Origin of the sequence: Rubripirellula amarantea (genome assembly GCF_007859865.1) — a bacterium.
GTDB classification, from domain to species: Bacteria; Planctomycetota; Planctomycetia; order Pirellulales; family Pirellulaceae; genus Rubripirellula; species Rubripirellula amarantea.
Map to the genome: position 1 here is coordinate 1,147,312 of NZ_SJPI01000002.1, position 16,866 is coordinate 1,164,177.

The 16,866-nt window shown below is 58.7% G+C and carries 18 protein-coding genes; 5 read left to right on the forward strand and 13 right to left on the reverse strand.

Translation table 11 applies throughout. From position 1 onward, the window contains the following. The first annotated feature begins 20 nt into the window (after positions 1–20). Positions 21–509 (forward strand): hypothetical protein, encoded by a 489-nt coding sequence (locus Pla22_RS17965; protein WP_146516143.1) that lies wholly within the window; start codon positions 21–23, stop codon positions 507–509. On the opposite strand, the gene Pla22_RS17970 is transcribed toward Pla22_RS17965, so the two are convergent. Next, positions 495–1,286, reverse strand: a complete 792-nt coding sequence (locus Pla22_RS17970; protein ID WP_146516144.1) for a hypothetical protein — start codon at positions 1,284–1,286, stop codon at positions 495–497. The two genes, Pla22_RS17965 and Pla22_RS17970, sit on opposite strands and share 15 nt — an antisense overlap. Next, positions 1,286–5,212, reverse strand: a complete 3,927-nt coding sequence (locus tag Pla22_RS17975; protein ID WP_146516145.1) for a phage tail tape measure protein — start codon at positions 5,210–5,212, stop codon at positions 1,286–1,288. Before Pla22_RS17975 ends, Pla22_RS17970 begins: the two co-directional genes overlap by 1 nt. A 218-nt stretch (positions 5,213–5,430) precedes the next feature. Here Pla22_RS17975 and Pla22_RS17980 point away from each other — a divergent pair, with 218 nt between their 5' ends. Next, complete coding sequence (locus tag Pla22_RS17980; RefSeq protein WP_242632143.1) at positions 5,431–7,173, forward strand: hypothetical protein; 1,743 nt, start codon at positions 5,431–5,433, stop codon at positions 7,171–7,173. Between the two features lie 28 nt (positions 7,174–7,201). Continuing rightward, complete coding sequence (locus Pla22_RS17985) at positions 7,202–7,789, forward strand: hypothetical protein (protein WP_146516147.1); 588 nt, start codon at positions 7,202–7,204, stop codon at positions 7,787–7,789. Between the two features lie 97 nt (positions 7,790–7,886). On the opposite strand, the gene Pla22_RS17990 is transcribed toward Pla22_RS17985, so the two are convergent. Together Pla22_RS17990 and Pla22_RS17995 are read right to left on the reverse strand one after the other, a co-directional pair. Then, on the reverse strand, positions 7,887–8,108 hold the full coding sequence (locus Pla22_RS17990; RefSeq protein ID WP_146516148.1) for a hypothetical protein: 222 nt from the start codon (positions 8,106–8,108) through the stop codon (positions 7,887–7,889). 11 nt (positions 8,109–8,119) lie between these two features. Continuing rightward, on the reverse strand, positions 8,120–8,620 hold the full coding sequence (locus tag Pla22_RS17995; protein WP_146516149.1) for a hypothetical protein: 501 nt from the start codon (positions 8,618–8,620) through the stop codon (positions 8,120–8,122). Between the two features lie 132 nt (positions 8,621–8,752). Here Pla22_RS17995 and Pla22_RS18000 point away from each other — a divergent pair, with 132 nt between their 5' ends. Beyond that, positions 8,753–8,950: a hypothetical protein gene (locus Pla22_RS18000; protein ID WP_207310407.1), complete on the forward strand. Its 198-nt coding sequence runs from the start codon at positions 8,753–8,755 to the stop codon at positions 8,948–8,950. Further along, entirely contained in the window at positions 8,947–9,204 is a 258-nt protein-coding gene (locus Pla22_RS18005) for a hypothetical protein (RefSeq protein WP_146516151.1), read from the forward strand. Before Pla22_RS18000 ends, Pla22_RS18005 begins: the two co-directional genes overlap by 4 nt. Before the next feature lie 25 nt (positions 9,205–9,229). Here Pla22_RS18005 and Pla22_RS18010 read toward each other — a convergent pair whose 3' ends face one another. The 9 genes from Pla22_RS18010 to Pla22_RS18050 are packed head-to-tail and all read right to left on the reverse strand — an operon-like array spanning position 9,230 to position 16,782. Further along, a complete protein-coding gene (locus tag Pla22_RS18010; protein WP_146516152.1) occupies positions 9,230–9,643 on the reverse strand; it encodes a hypothetical protein in 414 nt (137 codons plus the stop codon). 30 nt (positions 9,644–9,673) lie between these two features. Continuing rightward, positions 9,674–10,228 carry a hypothetical protein gene (locus Pla22_RS18015; protein WP_146516153.1) on the reverse strand — a complete coding sequence of 185 codons (555 nt, stop codon included), beginning with the start codon at positions 10,226–10,228 and terminating at the stop codon, positions 9,674–9,676. Further along, a complete protein-coding gene (locus tag Pla22_RS18020) occupies positions 10,228–10,680 on the reverse strand; it encodes a hypothetical protein (protein ID WP_146516154.1) in 453 nt (150 codons plus the stop codon). Before Pla22_RS18020 ends, Pla22_RS18015 begins: the two co-directional genes overlap by 1 nt. Beyond that, positions 10,677–11,057, reverse strand: a complete 381-nt coding sequence (locus Pla22_RS18025) for a hypothetical protein (protein ID WP_068258863.1) — start codon at positions 11,055–11,057, stop codon at positions 10,677–10,679. Before Pla22_RS18025 ends, Pla22_RS18020 begins: the two co-directional genes overlap by 4 nt. After that, a complete protein-coding gene (locus Pla22_RS18030; RefSeq protein ID WP_146516155.1) occupies positions 11,054–12,628 on the reverse strand; it encodes a trypsin-like peptidase domain-containing protein in 1,575 nt (524 codons plus the stop codon). Before Pla22_RS18030 ends, Pla22_RS18025 begins: the two co-directional genes overlap by 4 nt. Before the next feature lie 15 nt (positions 12,629–12,643). Then, entirely contained in the window at positions 12,644–12,994 is a 351-nt protein-coding gene (locus Pla22_RS18035) for a DUF2190 family protein (RefSeq protein WP_146516156.1), read from the reverse strand. Between the two features lie 9 nt (positions 12,995–13,003). Then, positions 13,004–13,333, reverse strand: a complete 330-nt coding sequence (locus Pla22_RS18040) for a DUF2190 family protein (protein WP_146516157.1) — start codon at positions 13,331–13,333, stop codon at positions 13,004–13,006. A 49-nt stretch (positions 13,334–13,382) separates the two neighbouring features. Then, the gene (locus Pla22_RS18045) at positions 13,383–15,419 is read right to left on the reverse strand and encodes a phage major capsid protein (protein ID WP_146516158.1); all 2,037 of its coding nucleotides are present in this window, start codon (positions 15,417–15,419) and stop codon (positions 13,383–13,385) included. Further along, positions 15,385–16,782 (reverse strand): phage portal protein, encoded by a 1,398-nt coding sequence (locus tag Pla22_RS18050; RefSeq protein ID WP_165440728.1) that lies wholly within the window; start codon positions 16,780–16,782, stop codon positions 15,385–15,387. The genes Pla22_RS18045 and Pla22_RS18050 overlap by 35 nt, the downstream gene beginning before the upstream one ends. Positions 16,783–16,866: the final 84 nt, after the last annotated feature.

Below are 16,866 nucleotides of genomic sequence, written 5' to 3' on the forward strand. Positions count from 1 at the left end.
GGATCTTTGCGCCAAAGGATTTGTGCCGAACCGTCGGGCTTCGACTGCAACGAGTCGCCGCCAGACTCGGCCACGTCGGCGAAGCGGTGCCAGGTTTTGGTGATGTCGACTTGGGCCGCGACGACACCGTCAAAGACAACTCGACCGACTTCGCCATCGCGGATTGGTTCAATCGCGACGCCGACTCGGCCCGTGTGTTCGTCTTCGGTTGGGCGAACTGTTTTGATCGTCGCATCGCGAACGAAGCGGGCCAGTTCAACCGGGCCGGCTTCGGGATCCGTGATCGGCGAATCGAATCCGGCGATGCCGCCGATCGGGACGACGACACCGGAGGTGTTGTGAACGCGAACGGTCGATGCGTTTCGCAAGTGCGTTCGCGGACCGCCGCCGCCGGGCAGACGGTTGCGATGCGACGCCTCGGCCGCCGCCAACAGTCGGTTGTATTCGACCGCGGTGATATTGAGACTGTCGCCGGGTCGAACACGTCTTGCCACCTACGAAAGTCCTAACGCTGCGAAATTGCCATCGGGATAGACTTGTTCGACGTAGGCCGCCGCCGGGGTTTGCAGCACGCGATCGCCGACAACCTCTTCGTCATGTTTCACCCACAGGTAATCCCAACCGCGTTTGCTGACGCTGCCGATGTTGCCAAGCTGCAATGACGGTTGGTTAGGACGAGCGGCGAAGTGGTAGGTGATGTCGACCCAGTTGTTGTCGTCCTCGCCTCCTTCGCCGCCGAGGAACAACGCTTCGCCGGGACCGAAGATCGACCATGCCGACGAATTCGTTCGCCCGGTCATCGAAACGACCGCCAACAGATAAGACGTCGAAACGAACTCAAACTTTTTGCGGACCGAGAACTCGAACGCCGGCACCGTGACATCGACGCCGGAGACCCCGGAGTCACTGACGCCGATCGCGCCGCGGTAGTCGGGTGCGATCTTGCCGGGCGCGGCGTAGATGCCGCGCGTCAGCAAACTCTGGTTGATGTGAGTTGTGGCTCCGGTGGTGTTGAACGAGACCGGATCGAGCTTGGTTTCGTTCAGCGTGACGCTGACCAACGCGTGCTTGGCGTTGATGAATTCCGAATCGACTTGCAGGAACGGAATCAGGTCGGGGAAGTTGTCTTCGTAGTACGAGCGGGCGGCACTCGCGGCGGCCGGCGGACTGACATTGCCACCGTTGGTCGCGACGTAGGCGGTGAAGTCGGAATTGGTTTTGCCGCGTGACGCTTTTTCGGACAAAGCCGCGACATCGAAGTTGTAGCCTCCGTATGAAAAACTCATTAGCTGAACACCAACCCGCCGCCGGTAGATCGTTCGGCGAGCTTGCGAGTGTTGTTTGCGGTTTCGACGATGGCCCGTTGGACGTCTTCGCTCAGACCGAGGCCGGAACGTTCACCGGATTCGCTAAGGTTTCCACTTCCGCCGGCGAGTAGTTCGTTGGACTTCATCAAGTGTTGACCGATGGCGATGAGGCGATCGTTGATTTGTTGCAAGCCAGAGTCGGCGATGGCGTCAGCATCAGGTTCTTGTTGAACAGTCGCATCATCGGGTTGTTCGTCGATGGCCAGCTTGGGTGCGACGATGACTTCAGGTTCTTCGTCGAGCGGTTCAGGTTTCAGCTTCTCAGCGGGAACATCGAAACCGATCGGTTCCAGCTTGCGGGCACCGCTGCCGATGTTCAGGCCGCGTGAGTCGAACTTGCCGGTGACCGACTCGTTCGATTGATCGTCGACGTCGGTGCCTGCAAAATTGTCGATCGAGGCTTGAGCGTCACGGTCGAGTTCCAAGGCCACTGAATCGTTATCGAGTTCTGCGGGCGGCAGTTTCAGTTTGCCTTCGTTGCCGGCACGATCGGTGATTGCGGCAGCCTTGGCTTCCATCGCCGCGATGCCAGCCTTGAGTTTGTCGAGACGCTCATCGCCGGCGGCATCTTCACCGGTGATGCCCGCGTCGGCTTGGGCGGCTTCGAGTGACGCTTTGGCTTCGGCGATCGCTGCGGCCAGATCATCGGAGATTTTTGGCGACTCCATATCGCTATCAGTCGCTTGCTCGTCGCCTTCTGGTTTCAGAGCGTTTGCTTTGTCGACGGCGGCTTGGAAATCCGCTTCGGCCTCGGCAACTTTGGTTTGACGGTCGGCTTCGGCGAGGGATCGTTCGGCTCGTTTGGCTGCGGCGTCGGCTTTCGCTTGGCGGCGCATTTCGTCGAGCGTGTCACGGACGCCTGTGGTGAATTCCTCGGTGTCTGCAGTGCGTTGTTCGTTGGCTTTCGCGTTAGCGTCGAATTGGCGATCACGTTCGGCGTCGACAGCGGCGTTTTGCTGGTCGGTTTCGGCGTCGATCGCAGCGAAGTCAGCGTCTAGGTCTTGGCCCTCGCGGGACTTCTTCCGCTGGTCGAGTTGGCGTTGCAGATCCTCCTGCATCGCCTTGCGGTTCGCTTCAATCTCCGACTTGCGTTTGCTGCGACGTTCGGCGCGGCCGGCGATCGCGGTTTGGCGTTTGCGTTGTTCTTCCGCGTTGTTGGCGTTGGTTTCGTTGTCGATCTTTCGCACTTCGGCTTCGACGTTGATGTCGTCGTCGAAGAGCGATTTCAACTTCACCCAAGCCTTGCGGAGGAAGCCGACGGTACTGTTCCACATCTTGCGGACTTCGCCGACGAACACCGCCCATGAATCGGCAAGGTAGTCGATCGTTTCGACCCACGCTCCTTCGACACCGGCCAGTGCGTTGACCAGGACGCCGCCGATCTGGATCGCAACGTCACCGGCGATGTCGACCAGTTCGTGAAGTTTCAGGAAACCCTTCTTCAGAAACCCGACTGTGTTGTTCCAACCTTTCTGGACGGCCGATGTTAGGATCGTCCAGCCGTCGGCGAGGTATGCGACGGTGCTATTCCAGATCGCTCGCAAGCCGCCGAAACCCTGCATGAGTTGATCGGCCAATTTGTAGACCGCGTCGCCCCAAGCATCGGAAAGGTATGCGGTGAACCGTGACCACATGCCTGAGAGCCAGGTCGTGCCCTTGGTCCATTGCAGTTTGATATAGGACCACAGCACATCGACGGCCGCGTTGATGTCACCGGCTCGCAGAGCGTTGGCAATCGCACCAAACGCTACCATGGTGTCGGCCTTCAGATTTTGGAACGCACCTTTGAGGAAGTCGATCGAACTGCCGATGGCTCCCGATGTGTAGAGGAAGTAGGCACCAAGAGCGACAACGCCCGCAACGACCAGGCCAAGCGGCGAGAACAACAACGCCATGGCACCGGCCGCGGCACTGATCGCTCCGGTTAGCAAGCCGAACGCGCCGGACAGTCCGGCGGTGACCGCAGCGTAGACGCCAGCAAGTGCGATGTTGATCTTTTTGAGCGCGGCCAAACCGATAAAAACCGCTTTGATGCCTGTGCCAACGGCTTTCAACACCGCCCAAGTCGCCGCAAGTGTTTTCGAGGCGACGGACAAACCAATCGTGATACCTTTAAGAGCGATCATCGCGGCACCAACGCCGGCGGCAGCGACCTTCATCGCGGCGAAACCAGCGACGGCGGTCAGGATCGCAGTTCGGTTTTCGCTTGCCCATGCCAATGTGCTGCGAAGCAAGCTGCCGACCGCCGATAACAAACCGCCAGCGAACCCATCGAGGCTTGATGACAGTTGATCCCACGCGTCGGCCAAAGCCGCGACGCCTTGTTTCCATAGGCCACGCAGGTAGGCCCACATGACTTTCGCGGCACCAGTGATGTCACCCGATGCAAGCGAAGCAGCGATGGCTTTGAATGCAGCTTGCGAATCAACCGCGATTTGAGCAAACGCGGTCTTGAAGAACGCGGACACTCGAGAGAGCAGTCCCGATGCCTTGGCGAGGTACAGACCAAGCCCTGCAACGCCGGCAACCACCAAACCGATGGGCGAAAGCAATGCTGCAACGGCAGCACCCGCCAATCCAACGACGCTTCCAATCGCGGAGAAGATGCCAAGTAAGCCGCCAACCGCCATCGACGCTGCCGCGGCGGCCGAACCGATCGTGAGCAACGCGGCACCAGCGGCGATCACTCCGGCCGCGACCATTGCGGCGACTTGGACGACTCGTTTGTTCTCGCCGATCCAGTCGGTGATGGATGACGCAGCGAGTGATACGTTTTCGGTCAGTCGCTGGATCGGCTTTTCGAGAGCCTCACCGATCGCGATGCGGACGGCTTCAAAGGAACTGGCGAGAACACGGAACGCTCCGCCGAGACCGGATTCCATCTTGTCGGCGGTCTTCTTGGCGATGCCGCCGGCACCTTCCAATTCACCGAGTAACTCGCGAGTGTCCGTGACCGTTTTGCCGATCGCGGACGCGGCCGTGATGCCGAGCATCCCGAAGACTTCATTGAACTTGGCGGCTCGGTCGGATGATCCGAGGTCTTTCGTGGCTTCGGCAACTTCACCCAAAACATCGACGAGCGGTCGAGCGTTTCCGGCAGCGTCTTTGGTCGCGACACCGAATACCTTTTGGAACTTCTCGGACTCGGCGGCCGACAATGTCAGCAACCGTTTCAGTGCGTTACCGGCGGATGATCCTTGGATGCCGACGTTGCCGAGCGTTCCCAGGATCGCGAGCGTTTCTTCGAGGCTCATGTTGGCGTCGGCCGCGACGGGGCCGGCGTATTTCAATGCCTCGCCGAGAGACTCGACGCTGTTGAAACTCTTGTTGGCGGCGGCGGTCAGTCCGTCGGCAACTCGCGAGGCGTCACCGGCTTCCATGTTGAATTGGCGAATCGCGGCGGCGAAGATTCCTGACGCGAGCGTGGCATCGGTGCCGGTCGCTCGGGCGAGGTTCATGACGCTGCCGGTCATGTCCTCGATCTGCCGCGAGTCAAAACCGGCTCGCCCGAGTTCGGTCATCAGGTTCGCCACCTCAACGGCGGAGAAGCTGGTGGTCGCTCCGAGTTGTTTCGCTTTCGCGTTCAGTCGATCGAACGCGGCACCGGTCGCTCCCGTGATCGCACCCACTTGGCGGATTGCGTCGTCGTATTCCGCAAACTTCTGAATGCCTGCTCCGAGGGGCGCGGCCATTGCTAGTCCGAGTCCCGTCATCTTTGCACCCATCATCGACGTCGACGATGCAAACGAAGACAATTGTTTCTGTGCCGAACGCAGACCCTTCACCAACGCTGAGTTCTTCAGCGTCAGCTCGACGAAAGCGGCTCCGGCACGGACTTGGGACATTCAGGCTTTGCCGTTGAGATGAAGGAAGCACCAAGAAGCGATGCGACTTATTCGATGCTGGCCGTCGCCATTGCTACAGCGGAACCAGGTAAGTTCGCTTTAAGTGAAGTTGCCGTCAGAAAAGGTTACTGGCGGGTTCAAATCGTGACCTAAGCTTCATCGACCTGCGGTCGTCGCCGCGGTAGATATGCGCCGACCGTCACGGTATCGAATCCAGCATGCGTAAACTCCGCAACATTGTTCTAATCCTCACAGGCGTCACCGCTGCAGTGGCGCTCTGTTGCCCGATGCTGGTCGTGTTTGGCTTCTTGGCACTCATCGTTCCAGGATTGGTGCTTGTCTCGGCTCCCACCGTGTTTGTCTATCTTGCGACGACGCTCGGTATTCAGCGAATGCTACCAACCAAGATCGGTTGGGCCGCGTTTCCGATCGCGATCTTTCTTGCATTCGGACTGGGCTGGTTGGTCATGCGACCGATTCGCTGGTCAGCGATATCGGAGTTCCGCGCGGAAGTCTTGCCCGACGTTCTTCGTGGTGAACCAGTCATCTTGAGCGGAAACGTGTACGTCGAGAACGGCGATCTCTACCGGTCTCCCGAATGCGACTACCTATGCACCATGCTTTTAGATTTAGCGGGCGTGGAAACTGTCACAGTCGAAAGCACCGGCCTGACTGGCCGCAAACGCGATCCATCCGTCGCGGCGTTCGCTTTGGTCCGCACTCGTGCTGATGCGGAACCAGGAGTGTTCCCGTCGAACCCTGGTCACTTGATTCGCAAACATCCAGGGCTCATGCGACAAGTGAAAGGGAATGAGTTGCTGAAGGTTGAGAAATCGCTCGAAGCCGATTGGGCGTTACGTCTTGCCGGGGTGGAGCGAATTGTTGAGGTGAAGCCAACACCCGCCGACAAAGCAGATTGGATCGTGCGTTTGGTTTCAACCCACACGAAAGAAAGTCCACGAATCGAGCGAGTCGAGATTGCCCGCACCGGCAATGACGTTCAATTTCGCAGGAGTGAAGTTCGACACTTTGTTCCAAGTAACCTCTTCTACTTCGGCTTTGATGTTCAGTCAGGGATCGGAACGATCTCTAGCGCATCGTTTGGCATCGGCGGAAGTGATTGGAAGTCGTCGGACCAGTCAATCAATTTGGAACCGACATTGTTGGAAGCCCTCGAGGTGCCGCTTCTCGCTGAGCTCGATGACACACGCGAACGATTGCGCCGGGAAGTCCAACGCGCAATCGACGATCCCGACGCGAGTCCAGCGAGGCTGGAATTAGCGAGACGCTGGCTCTCGCTCTTTTTCTTCGACGCGACCGAGAACGACCACAAATTGATCGCCCGCGTTGTCGGTGACCAGCGAGTGAAAGACATCGCCGGCCCGATCGAGAGCGTCTTTTCCAAGGGCAAAACACCGATCGAACTCAGCACCGCCTACGCACGACGGATTGCGTCCGATGATGCGACCGCAAAAGAACGATCGCAGCTAGCGAAAGCCTTGTCTTTGATGCCACCGGGCACGTTCGCCAAACCCGATCCAGCTCACCTCGCCATTTGGACGAGGCCCGAAATTTACGAACAGGCTGGGCTGTTTCTTTCAAGGCTTGGTGACCTCGATGCTGGGCGTGCAATGCCCATTCTGGGCGACGCGCTCGATCACGTTTCGGCCAAGAAAACCTGGAGCGAACGACGCGCGATGGTGGAAGGGATTCGAGATGCTTACGCGTCACTCGGACCAGCCGCAAAACAGGATGCCGCGAAGATCAGCACTCTGATTTTGCAGCGTCCGTCACCGATCACTTCGGGTTTCAATGATGTGCAAGCGTGGCGATTGACTTTGGCAAGGATGGGAGTTTCCCTCGATGACTTACCGTTCTTTCCCCACTCGAGCCAGCAGCAGATCACCCGAACCAAGACTCAAATCCGCGATCGGCTGCAACGCATTCAAGCCGAGATCTAACCGCCATCGCTCTGACAAACCACTCGCCATGTTCTTCGAACCATTGATTCTTCCCACTACCGATCCTTTCGATCGCCATGCCAAAGAACATCCATTCGTCGCCTCCGTCGTATCGAGCGGATGGGTGTTGTTTCGCACGCACGCGCCCCTGTTGCTGCTATTCGGAATTCCGTTAATCGCCATTCAAACCGATGCTGTGTGGGACAACTTTCCACTCGGAAAGGGAGCCACAACGCCAGGACCATGGGAACGAAGTGTAATGAGCTACATTTTGCTCGCGTTGATCGGCATGTCTCTGGTAGAGGCGTTGCTCAATACAATCAGGCTAGCTCTCGATCCCACGGCAATTGTGATTACTGATGAAGGCGTTCAAGGCTATCACGCATGGCTTCGACGGTCGTTCAAATGGTGTGATGTTTCGCACGTACGCCGGTCAGGAAATCGTCTTTTGATCCACAAGCGAGCGACTTCCAGTCTGCTCCAAGAATGGAATCGCCACTCGCGACCAGGCGGACGCTACCACTGGTCGAAGCTGCTTGTCGTCGAACTGAACTGCGTCGATCAAAGTGCCGATTCCATCTTTTCTGAAATCAGTCGTCATTGGAAACCTTCTTGAGGCTGAACCGCGTTAGGCATCGGCGTCGCAAGAAGGACCGCATTGGTGTTTACACGCGTCGACAAAAGGTACGATTGCAGAACTGGGAAGGCGACAACTAGGTTGCCGCCTTCGTGAATTTTGCACCGAGCAGGTTCGCCACTTGTTCGACGGACGCTTTCGCGGCGGCGGGCCGCGTGGTGACACAAGGATTGAAATCGTCGGGCTTGAATGCTTTGCGGCGTCGTTTTCGGTCGCGGTTGACTTCGGCGGTGATCCACACCAGCGTGCTGGCGAGCTGCCAATCGTGTTTACGCTTGGCGTCGATCATCCAGACCATTTGCCGCAGGGTTAGCGGTCCGGGGTCGACGCCGAGGATGCCGGCGAGGTGGCAGATTTCGCGTTCAAGCCGGGCACCTCCAGGTTCGCTTCCAGTTCCGCGACCATCTTGTCCGCCAGGGTCGGATCGTCCAGCTTCCGATGCAGCATCTCCATCCCGCGTGCCGTCACCTCGCGTTGATGCGTCACCGCTTTGCTCAGCAGACGGCGTTGGTCCTCCGGGAGGAAGTCCAACAACGCTTCGACGAGTGCGTTGCGTGCTTCGGTCAAACAATCGCCGGACAAGCCGGACTCGAAGACCTCCTGGTCGACACTGTCCTTGTCCGCTTGCGGTTTGCAGACCGCGAATAGGACTTCACCAAGCAACAGGAAATCCTGCGTCATTTGCGGGATCAAATCACCGTCGACCGCATCGAGCAAGCGAACGCCGGTGAGCGTTTTCACGCGGCGAAGCGTGGTGTTGTCGATGTCAACGATCCAAACGCGACCGTGTCGGTCAACGAACTTTTGCATGGGACTTCGGGGTTGAGGTGGTTTGGGCTAGAATGGTGGCAAGCGAGTTGCTAGAGCCGAACTTAGGTCAAACTCGCGTCGAAGCGGTCGAGTGTGATCGCGACGATGTTCAAGTAATCATCGGAGAACATCATGACACTTGAAGAAATTGAACAGACGATCGTTGATCTTCCGCCTGATCAGATGGCGAAGTTTCGCGAGTGGTTTCTCGAATTCGATGCCAAGCGTTTTGACGAACGCATTGAGCAAGATGCAAAGAGTGGTCGCTTGGACCAACTTGCCGCTGAAGCGTTGAAAGAGCACGCTGCCGGCCGAACCTCGTCGCTGTGAATCATCGAACGACATCGGGTTTTTGGCAGCTCTACGGTGAGTTGCCTGAAGCCATCCGAAATCTCGCTGACAAGAATTTCGATCTGTTGAAGCAGGACTTAGCACACCCATCTTTGCACTTCAAAAAGGTTGGACGCTTTCGATCCGCAAGAGTCGGACTCAACTATCGCGTTTTGGCGGTTGAGATCGACGAGGGGTTGCTTTGGTTTTGGATCGGCGACCATGCGAGCTACGAACGCATGATCGGATCGTAACGCCGTATTTTCGTTCGCGCATTCACTATGGCGAACCGCCGCCAACATTCATGCCGCTGCCGGATGCGGACTGAGTCGGCTTGAGTGTCACGTCTGCCGAGACGACTTCTTCGAGGTTTTGGTTGACGTTGAAGTTCATGACTTCGCAGGTCAATGTCAGTGCTCCGCCGGCGTCGGTGATGCCGACATCGGTGGGTGAGCCGCTCGACCAGAGTCCTTGCAGCATTCCGAAAGCTGTGTCGCCGGATTTGTTGAGTACGGTGAATTCAATCGACGCATCTTTGAGCGTGCCGACGGTGGCTCGCCAACCGTTGTTGTCGCGGGTTGAGGCATCGGCCTCCGCCTTTTCGAGTGTGACGGTCAAGTCTTTTACGTTCTTGATTTCGGCACCGTCGATCGTCAGGACGGCGTCGAGACCGAGTTTTACTTCAGCGGACATTGAGGTTTGGTTCCATCCTGTGTCGGGAAATTACTTGACGGAGTCCCGCCAGAATTTGGGGAGTTGGCTGCGGTGGGTGTCGAGAGCCGGTTTCATGAACGGTCGCTTGGGATAGCGGCCAGGTTTGGTTGCTCCGCGACGTTGGTTTTCTTCGTCGATCAGCCGGCGGGCGCGGTTGGCTTGGGCGGAGGTTCGTAGTTCGATGCGGGCGAACTTGCCGGGCCGGATCGCTCGGATGGGGCCGTGCTGACCGACTCGGAAGCGATGGCGTTTGAGGCGTCGACGTTTCTTTGCCTTGCCGCCGAACTCGTGGAGGTGCCACAGTTGGCCGGAGATTTCGTTGACCGGGCCGATGACGACACCCGGTGCGCGGCGGTCGACTTCGTAGCGGAACGAACGACGTAGCCGGCCAGTCGGCGAACTGGGGGCGGTGCCGGGCCGCGACGGGTTCTTGCGTTTGCGAATCGAGCGATACGCGGTCTTGCGGATCGCTCCGCCGGCGTGACCAAGCGAATTGAACGACGCTTTGTCGACTTTCGTCTTGACGCGGTTCGCATTGAAGCGAACTCGCGTCCGGATGTGCATCACTTGGCGAGTTCAAACGTGAGCGTCAGAAGGCTGGTGAACTGATTGAACTGAGTCCAGTGCTCGGTAGAGTACAGGACCGAATTCTCGACCTTGATGCAGCGGGCGGCGACGTAGGAGTTGAGTCGTTTGAGACGGAAGTAGTCGGCGATCTCTTCGACAAAGTACACCAGCGGGTCAATTTCTTTGGCGTCGCCCTTGCTGAACTTCTTTTGAACCGCGACGTCGATGGTGGCGTGGTACTTGTTGGTGGCTCGGTCGAGCGGTAGGTATTCGACTTCGCGGGGTACGACGGAGACTCGAAGTTCCTTCATGTCTTCGAGGTCGAAGTCGGGAACGTACAAGCGAGCCGCGGTGATGTTTTTCTTGGACAGGTCGGCGGCGTTGATTTCGGCCACGACGCTGTCGGCGATTTGGATGACGGTGGCGGGCGTGGCGGCGGTTGCAGTCATGTGATGGTGTCGACCAGTTTGGTGTGGATGCGAAGTTTGACTCGGAAGGGATCGCTGTATCGCCACGGCGGTTCGCTGCCGATCGACATCAGCTCGTAGACGAACGTGGTGTCGCCGTCGGTTTCGAGGATGCGATCGCCGCGGCGGGGCCAGGTGCCGATGGGCGAGGCCAGCAGATCTTTGGTGTTGATCAGGAAGTCGCGAACTTGGGCGCGGGTGATGACGCCTTCGCCGTCGTCTTGCTCGTATTCGGACTTGCCGATGGTCGCCGGCAAGTCGACGGAGACTTCGTCGCGTTGGTACGTGACCATCCGCGAGGCGAACCGGGTCAGCTTGGCGGCGAGCCAAGACTGACCTTTGTGAAGCATGTCGCTCATTTGGCGGCGGTGCGTTTGCGGGTTCGCGTCGCCGCCGGCTTTGCTCGTGGCTTTGGTGCCGGCGGTTCCGGTTCGACTTCGTCATCGACGTTCGCCAAGTTGACGGCCAGGTCGTTGACGATTCGTTTGACCTTGGCCTTGGCGAACTTGCCGATGAAGTAGAGGACGAAGAACGCGATGAGCGACCACGTGACGATGTCTCGCATCGACGGGAACGGCCAAAGTTCTCGCAAGCGTTCGCCGGGACGACGGAGCAAATGGTTTTCGAGTTCACCTTGTTCGCGGTTGCGTGGCAGGCTCGGGAACAGTCCACCGCCGCCACGGTCTTGTCCGTATTGCTGGGGTTGTTGCTGACGGCGATCGGGAAGCGGGCATTGGCCGTTGGGGCAATTGCCGGACGTGGTCAGGTAGCAGCCGCAGTTTTGGCAACAGCTTCCTTGGTATGCGAGTGCCGGCGGACTGGATTGCGGTCCTTCGGTGACGGAGTCTTGATAGAGCAACATGATGTCGCGATCGGAACCGGTGGCGGGGATGCCACTTGGTAGTCGTTGAGCTCGAATGGATTCGACATCGCGTTCGATTGCGAATGGGTCTGAGTATTTCAAGATGACTTCGTCGGATTCGCCTTGGTTCTCTTCACCGTCAGCGACTTCGGGTTTGGTCGTTTTGTCCTCGTCGACTTTGGTGCTGAGTGGCACGGCGTTTGGTGGCGGGACGAGTAGCACGGACGAGGTCGTTTGCTTGCCGCTGAGCCCTGCCCAGACTTCTTGATGCGTCATCGCGATGCCGTAACCGTGCGTTTCACCTCGGCCATCGAGTCCGTGACCGCCCGAGTCGGTGCTTCGCCACGCGATCAAGCCGATGATTTGAGCCTCGCCTCCATTGACGTCGAAGATCGCGGAGCCGGATCGGCCGCCGGCCGGCATGGGCACAAAGTGGATCGTGTCGCCTCCGTTGGCTTGTCGGCGGAGTGCGAAACCTTCAAAGGCGGTCGGCCATCGCCCGCTGGGGCAACCCACCGAAAAGATGTTCTGGTAGTTAAACGAGTCTTGCGAATCGGCGAGCGGGATCACCGGCGGGCGGTAGTTGCCAAGTGCCCGACGATCGACGCGAACGACAGCGATGTCGCGGTAAGCTCGCGGGATGTAGGCGACCGCGACCGTTTCCGCTTCGATCGGCCGGGACTGGTGTCCTTCTTTCCAAAACTCGACTTGGACGCGGTTGCCTAGGCCGGTTCCGGCGACGTGGGCGTTGGTGAGAACGTAGAGATGTTCTTCGCTTTCGCGGAACAACGTGCCGCTGCCCATCGAGTTGCCGTTGCGGATACGCACGGTGGCTTCGCGGCAGGTGTCGTGCAAGTCGCCAGCGGTCGCGACGGTGCCGAACATGCTCAGCGCGATCGCGAGCAAGACCGCTTTGGTGGATCGGATCGAATCGCCGATGATCCAGGCGGCGATGAGGATGGTTGCCAAGAGCTTGACCTCGAACGGCAGCAAGAGAACAAGAACAACACCGCCGGCTGCCGCCCAGAAGCGTCGCGATTCAAAGAGGGTTTTGAGTTTGTCTTCCATGACGGCGACACTTCCTTATTGTTTGAGACGAACGAGAACTCGCAGCGTGCTCGGCGGTGCGTCTTCGACGGCGATGCCGATCATCGAATGCTCGTAAGCGTTCTTGATGACGTGGTGACTGATCTTGGACCAGTAAAGAATCGTGCCGGCCGGGATGTTGGTCGTCGGGTCTTTGACGAGGTTGAACACGCCGGCGACCGTGATGCTGCCGCGTGACTTGGGGCAGATGCCGTACTTGGCAACGCCGACCAGTTTGCCCAGCACGACGACGTTGCCGGCCGGGATTTCAGCTTCGGTAACAATCGGGATCGCCACGCCCTCGTGGACGAACGTCGCCCCGATGGGTGCGATGATGGGATTGTTCACGGCGGTTCATCACTGGCTCAGGCGAACGCGGACGACGTTATCGGTTGGCTCGGCATCGTCGACGACCTTGCCGAGGAACACCGAGCCGTCGGGAACATCGGTGACGATGCCGTCATTGGTCGCGTAAACCTTCTGTCCGGCGGTGTAGGTTTCGGCGTCGGCGGGGTCTTTGGGAAAGTCAAAGACGCCTTCGACCGCGATGGAACCGAGCGTGTCGGCTTTGAGATCGCGTTTGGTGACGCCGACCAGGTCGCCTTGGATGACGAGCGAACCAACGGGCACGTCAACGTCGGGCGTGAAGTCGACTTGCTTGCCGTCGTGAATGTATTGAGCTTGCATGGGTCTCGGTGTTTACGGTTGAGGAAGAAGGTCAAAGGTCAGCGGGCGATCACTCGCCGGCGACTTTCACGGCGGCGCGGTGGTCTTGCGAGTTCACACCGAAGTCGATGTACGACCGGAAGCCCATGCCGAGCGTGTTCGGTGGCATTTCAACGCGTTCGATTATCGGCGTGCGGCGACCATTGAGGAACACGATCTCGAACGCCGGCAGCACGTTCGGATTGGCAAACAAGTACCACGCGGCGGCGCTGGCACCTGGGTAGTAGCTGTCCGATAGGTGCGGCGTCGAAATGATGCGGTACTTGTTGCGGTGCGGGTTGTCGACGGGGATCTTTGTCGGTGACCCCTGAGCGTCGATCATCAACTGCGACGAACCCATCAACAGTTCGGCTTCCGTTTCCAGTTCCACCGGCACGACCAAGTACTCGGGTCGGATATTGATCGGCTTTTGGTCCTTGGGTTTGCCGCCGGGGCCAGCCTTCTGCTTGCGGAAGGTGGTCTTGGCGACGGTCAATGCGTCGGGACCAAACTTGGTGTCGGCACCTTGCAGCAAGTTTGCATTTGACGACGAGAAGAAGCCAGCGTTCTTCAAGAGCAGAGTAAAGAACAGGTCGTCGATGGACTCCGCTCCGGATCGTCCCATTTGACGTGGGATGTCCATGAACGCGGACAAATCGTCGTTGATGATGTCGTGACGAGTCAGCGTCAGGATTTGACCGTACGTGTCGGCCTTGTTGCTGTATTTCTGTTCCGACAGTTTTCCGTGTTTCAGTTCGCCGTCGGGTGCGACTTGTTCAAAGCCACCGGTTCCGAGCAATCGATAGCGGGCGACTTCTTTGAAGTCGGTGACGGTGCCGACGCTGCACAGATCGAATGCGGCGATTGGCGTGTTTTGGTAAGCCGCCAGCAACGTCTTGTTCATGACGTTTTCCATGATGCTGGGCAGGCTCATGGAACTGAAACCGGCTCGGATGGTCGCCGTTCCGTCGCCGAAGACTCGCGGGACGTCGATGCCTTCACTGCGGGCACACTCGGCGACGAGTTCTCGCAGACCGATGTGGCGGAACGGGTCGGCGGCGTTGAGTGTCTTCTCGCCGTAGCTGGCAAGAAGAACCTTTTCTTCGATGCCGACCGACAAGCACGCGGCGGCTTCGAGGACTTCACGCGAATGACGAGGTTGGTTTTGAGTTTGCTCGGGAGCCTTGGGGCGTTCGCTTCGCAGCACGGCGAGTTCCGTTTTAGTGATGGACCAGCCTTGCTCGATCGCATCGGCTTCGATGTCGGGATGGTTCTCGGCACACAGCTTGCGAATGCCGGCGATGCGTCGGGACTCGGCAGCGGCTTGGGCACGCATTTCCTCGACCGGCGACTTCTCGGCGGGTTTCGTTTCGGTCTTTGGCTTCGTGCTCATGCTCAGACTTGCGTTGACAGGTTCGAGGTCGTCGGTGGTTTCGGGTGTGGTGTCTTCGGGCTCATCGCCGGGGTCTTCCACGTCGGCGTAGTTGCCGGCGGCGACACGGGCCTCGGTGTTGTCGTCGGCACCGAGAGCAACGAACGAGACTTCGCCGAGCGTTGATTTCCGGGCGATGTAGACCGGGCCTTTTTGTTCGCGGCCGTTGGCTTGAGCGGTCTTGCCTTCGGGGATGAAGACGACCTTGTCGGCGCTGGCACCGAGCGATGCCTGCCAAGGGAATCCGTTCTCGCTGGTCGCGATGACTTCTTGAGCGGTTGTGCCAACGCCACTGATGACGCCGGCGACAACGAGTGATTTGTCGTTGATCGTGATGTCGTCGGTGTGTCCGACGATGCTGCCGCGATCGTGGTCTTTTAGGATTGGTCGCGACTTGCGAGTGACTCGCATGCCCGCGAGGTCAACGACGATAGGGTAAGGCCAACCGCCCAATCGCATCGCGCCGCCGGTGTAGGCGGTCATGCTGAACTTGCGAAGCGCCGGTTTGTCTTCACCGGCTTCTTCGGCCGCGGCGAGTTGAATCGTCGCGGCGTCATCGCAAACGATACGCAACGAACTGGGGACCGATTCGGCTTCGGCTTCAATTGGGTTGTTGGCTTTGAGACTCTTTGGCATTGTCTTCCGTGACCTCGGTTTCGGGGGATGAATCAGATTCGTCGGACTCGATCGTCAGACCGAGGTCACGCATCAGTGCGAGTTCTTTCGCACGTTGTTTAAGTTCCGTCTCCCAGTCACGCCCCTGCCGCGCGAATTCGATGGCCAGAGTTGTCGTATGACTGGCGAGACGGATCTTTTGGGCGTTGGCTTCTTTGGCCGGGTCGACATGTTCATGCCCGTCCCAAAACCATTGATGCTCGAAGGTTGAATCGAGCGTGCGAAGCGAGTTGGGCAGATAGCCCTCGATGAGAATGGCTTCGCGGAGCCAAGCAGTCAGGATTCGATCCAGGACAACGCGAGCAAGTTGGGTCTGCTCGACGCGGATCGACTTGAAATAGGTTTGGTGATCGAGCCGGCCTGACGCGTAGTTGTATCCGCTCGAATTCCCTGCGGCGACATTGAACGGCATGTTCAAACAACGAGCGATCTCGTTCAGGATTTCTTTCTTGAACTCGGCGTAGGTGGTCGCCGGTTGCTCGCTCTTCATCTGAGCCATCTTCCAGCCGCCTGGCATGGTGAGAAGCATTCGCTTCTCAAGTTCGATCGGCTCGAACGGTTCGGCAGAGTCGGCTTCGCCGTTGGCGGGCGCGTCGGTGTACAGGATGCCGGCGAACTCGGCGGCGGTTTCAGCGGCGGCAAGGACTGCCAACGTGAACCGACGAAGTTGTGCGAACAGCGGCAACGCCGGCGTGATGTCCGGGATACCTCGGATCTGCCCGGGGCGATCGCAGCGGAAGTAGTGCAAGACGGCGGCGGCCGGCACCGTGTTGTATTCTTCTTCGTACGCGAAGAAGTCATCGCCGGGATGACGACGAAGGACGTCATAGCTGGTTGGGTTGCCGTCGGCGTCGAAGCGGATTCCGTCGATGTAGCGTGCTGAATCGTTCGCTAGCGTCGGTGATGCAACCTGGTCGGCTTCAATCAAACGTAGATCGAGATTGACCGGTGTATCAAGTCGCTCGTTGCTAGTCAGCAAACCGAACGACTCACCATCGGCGACTCGGGCCAACCGCATCGTTCGCAGCTTTTCCGCCAAACCGATCGCTTCGCACCAAGCGAAGAACTCAGCTTCAACAAACCGGTTCGCTGCGTCATCCGCGGTCAGCATTTGCAACCGCGGGCCGGTTCCGACCACATCGTTCGCCAGCGTGAGCGTTATGCCGCGAGCGTAACTGTTGTTGGCGACTTCGTACCGCGAACGGTTGCGGAGCGTGCGTCGAACCTCGGGACTGTTCGCGGACGATGCCGACAAACCGTCGGCCCGCGACCAGTGCTTCATGTTGTCGAGCGTCGTGTTCGCCGCGTCGTACTTCGCTCGCAATCGTGAGAAAAAGGGCTGCCGGGGCGAGCGTCCAGAGGCGTTCGGAGGAAGGTGACTCCGCCCGCGCAATTGCTCGATTATCCC